Source organism: Anaerolineae bacterium, from assembly GCA_014360855.1.
Taxonomy (GTDB): Bacteria; Chloroflexota; Anaerolineae; order JACIWP01; family JACIWP01; genus JACIWP01.
Genome location: JACIWP010000356.1, coordinates 1 through 2,627, shown reverse-complemented (window position 1 = coordinate 2,627; position 2,627 = coordinate 1). Strand labels below are relative to the sequence as shown.

Below are 2,627 nucleotides of genomic sequence, written 5' to 3'. Positions count from 1 at the left end.
GCGCCGTGATAACCGCTTTCGCGCTGCGGTGCGGGTGGGTGGTGTCCCCTGCGCCGTGCATGTCCCCAATTCCGGCCGGCTGGGCGAGCTTTTTATCCCCGGCGCGCCGGCATATATCCGCCTGCACCCGGACCCGCGCCGCAAAACCGCCGGTGACCTGATCCTGGTGGAGCATGCCGGCCGGCTGGTGTGCGTGGACGCGCGCCTTCCGCCGCGCCTGTTGGTGGATGCCTGGCAGGCCGGCCGCTTGCCGGCGTTCCAGGCATATCAGCGGGTCCGGACGGAGACGGTTCATGGGGCCAGCCGGTTGGACCTGCGCTTCGAGGCCGGCGACGGCAGTGCCTGCTGGGTGGAGGTCAAATCGGTCACCCTGGTGGAGGAGGGCATCGCTCGCTTCCCCGACGCCCCTACGGAGCGCGGCCGCCGGCACATGATGGAGCTGGCGCGACTGGCGCAGGAAGGCATCTGCAGTGCAGTGGTGTTTGTGGTACAGCGGGAGGATGCGGAATCCTTTGCCCCGCACGATGCCGCGGACCCGGCGTTTGGCCGGGCACTGCGGGAAGCCCGCGATGCCGGCGTGCGGGTGCTGGCGGTGCGCTGTCGTGTCACGCTGGAGGAGATCGGGGTCTTGGGGCCGGTTCCGCTGGCCTTTTAGCCGCGCGGCCGGCGCAGGAGCCGCGCCCTGCGGAGCGCCTTCTCGCCGAAGCGCTGTCGAATGGAATCCACCGCTTGGTACAAGGCGCGCTGTCGCCGGCGCAGTGTCTCCTCCTCATCCGCCGGCAGAAGGCTCAACTGCCAACCAGTGGTGCGGAGCTGCTGCATCCCCACGCCCAACAGCCGCACCGGCCGTCCCCGCTCCCAGGCCTGTTCCCACAGCCGGCGGGCATGGCGGTAAATTTCCCCGTCAATATCAGTAGGTTCCTCCAGGGTTATCTGGCGGGTGATGGTGCGGAAATCGCCATAACGGATCTTAACAAATATAGTGCGTCCCTGCAGGCCGTAGCGGCGCAGTCGGGCGCCCACTTTTTCGCTGAGGCGCAGTAGCTCTGCGTCCAGGAAAATGGGATCCGCGATATCCTGGGGGAAGGTCTCCTCATGGCTGACGGTGCGGGGGTTGCCGGCGTCCGGCACGACAGGCCGGTGGTCGGTGCCCTGCGCATGGAGCCAAAGCTCCACGCCGAAATTCCCCAGCCAGCCCTCCACTTGGGCGCGGGAAAGGCGGGCCAGGTCGCCGATGGTGCGGATGCCGGCGGCACGCAGTTTGCGGGCGGTGACCCTGCCGGCCCCCCACAGCCGCTCGATGTCCAGCGGGGCCAGGAAGGCGGCCTCTTCCCCGTGGGGCACCAGCACCAGGCCGTGCGGCTTGCCGTAATCGGAGGCGATCTTGGCCACCAGTTTGTTGCCGGCGATGCCCAGGGAGACGGAAAGCCCGACCTCTTCCTCGATACGGCGCTGGATGCCGGCGGCTAGCGCCAGAGGCTCGCCCCAGCGGCGCTCACAGCCGGTCACGTCCATGAACGCCTCGTCGATGGAAACCTGCTCCACCAGTGGGGTGTACTCCTGTAGGATGGACATCACTCGTTCGGAATATTCCCGGTAGAGGCTGTGGCGAGGTGGGATAAGGACGGCTTGAGGGCATAGGCGCAGGGCCTGGGCGGTGGGCATGGCAGAGCGGACGCCGAAGCGGCGTGCGGCATAGGAGGCGGAAGCCACCACGCCCCGATGCTCGGGTGGGCCGCCCACGATGATGGGCTGGCCGGCAAGCTCAGGGCGCAGTAGCTCCTCGACGGAAGCGAAGAAGGCATCTACATCCAGATGGATGATCCAGCGTGCGGGCATGGCCGGCATCGCTTGGGCCGGCGGGCAAGGACGGCATCGACGTCGCCCCGGCCCGCCGGTTGTCTTCAGGCTACAGGATCAGAGAATCTCGACCAGCTCGATCGCAAAGGTGAGGTCCTCGCCGGCGAGTGGGTGATTGGCATCCAGGGTCACCTCGTCGTCGGTGATCTCGGCCACCGTCACGGCAAAGACATAGCCGTCGGCCTGCCGCACCTGCAGACGCTGACCGACCTCCAGCTCCAGATCGGGAGGGAACTCGGAGCGGTCAACCGTCAGCACCATATCCTCATAATAGGGACCATATGCCTCATCGGCCGGAATGGTGACGGACTTGCGCTCACCCGGTTCCATGCCGACCACTGCCTCTTCGAAGCCGGGGATGACCTCGTTCTCACCCAGGGTGAACTCGAGGGGTTCCCGACCCATGGAGGAATCGAACACCGTGCCGTCGTCCAGGGTGCCGATATAGTGCACCCGAACCGTGTCGCCAACTTTTGCTTTTGCCATCGCTTTTTTCCTTTCTTTTTTCAACTTTCCCGGTAGGGGAAGGCGGCATTATCGTGATGGAGGGGACGCATGGCAAAACGCCCCGTGTCACGCTGGAAATGGGCTGAAACACTCGCCATGCAAAGCTCGTTCAGCGGGCCTTCGCTCGGTGGGGAGTGAAGTTGACCTGCCAACGAGTCCTGTACTACGAGGATCGCAGCTCCTTTCTATAATGAATTATACACCCCTGGGGGGAATTTGCCAAATAGCAGGTGAGGGAAGTGCGAGTTTTCCTGTCCCTA

General features: G+C 65.3%; 3 protein-coding genes. 1 reads left to right on the top strand and 2 read right to left on the bottom strand.

Translation table 11 applies throughout. The features are described from left to right. Positions 1 to 655, top strand: a 655-nt coding sequence (gene sfsA / locus H5T60_13925; protein ID MBC7243530.1) for a DNA/RNA nuclease SfsA, incomplete at its 5' end; no start/stop codon positions are given. Here the strand turns inward: sfsA and H5T60_13920 are convergent. Further along, entirely contained in the window at positions 652 to 1,848 is a 1,197-nt protein-coding gene (locus H5T60_13920; protein ID MBC7243529.1) for a DNA polymerase IV, read from the bottom strand. The two genes, sfsA and H5T60_13920, sit on opposite strands and share 4 nt — an antisense overlap. Before the next feature lie 69 nt (positions 1,849 to 1,917). Continuing rightward, on the bottom strand, positions 1,918 to 2,346 hold the full coding sequence (locus H5T60_13915; GenBank protein ID MBC7243528.1) for a peptidylprolyl isomerase: 429 nt from the start codon (positions 2,344 to 2,346) through the stop codon (positions 1,918 to 1,920). Positions 2,347 to 2,627: the final 281 nt, after the last annotated feature.

Bases quoted from the DNA above. Each gene is read 5' to 3' on its own strand.
- H5T60_13920 (MBC7243529.1), bottom strand. From the start codon at position 1,848: ATGCCGGCCATGCCCGCACGCTGGATCATCCATCTGGATGTAGATGCC.
- H5T60_13915 (MBC7243528.1), bottom strand. From the start codon at position 2,346: ATGGCAAAAGCAAAAGTTGGCGACACGGTTCGGGTGCACTATATCGGC.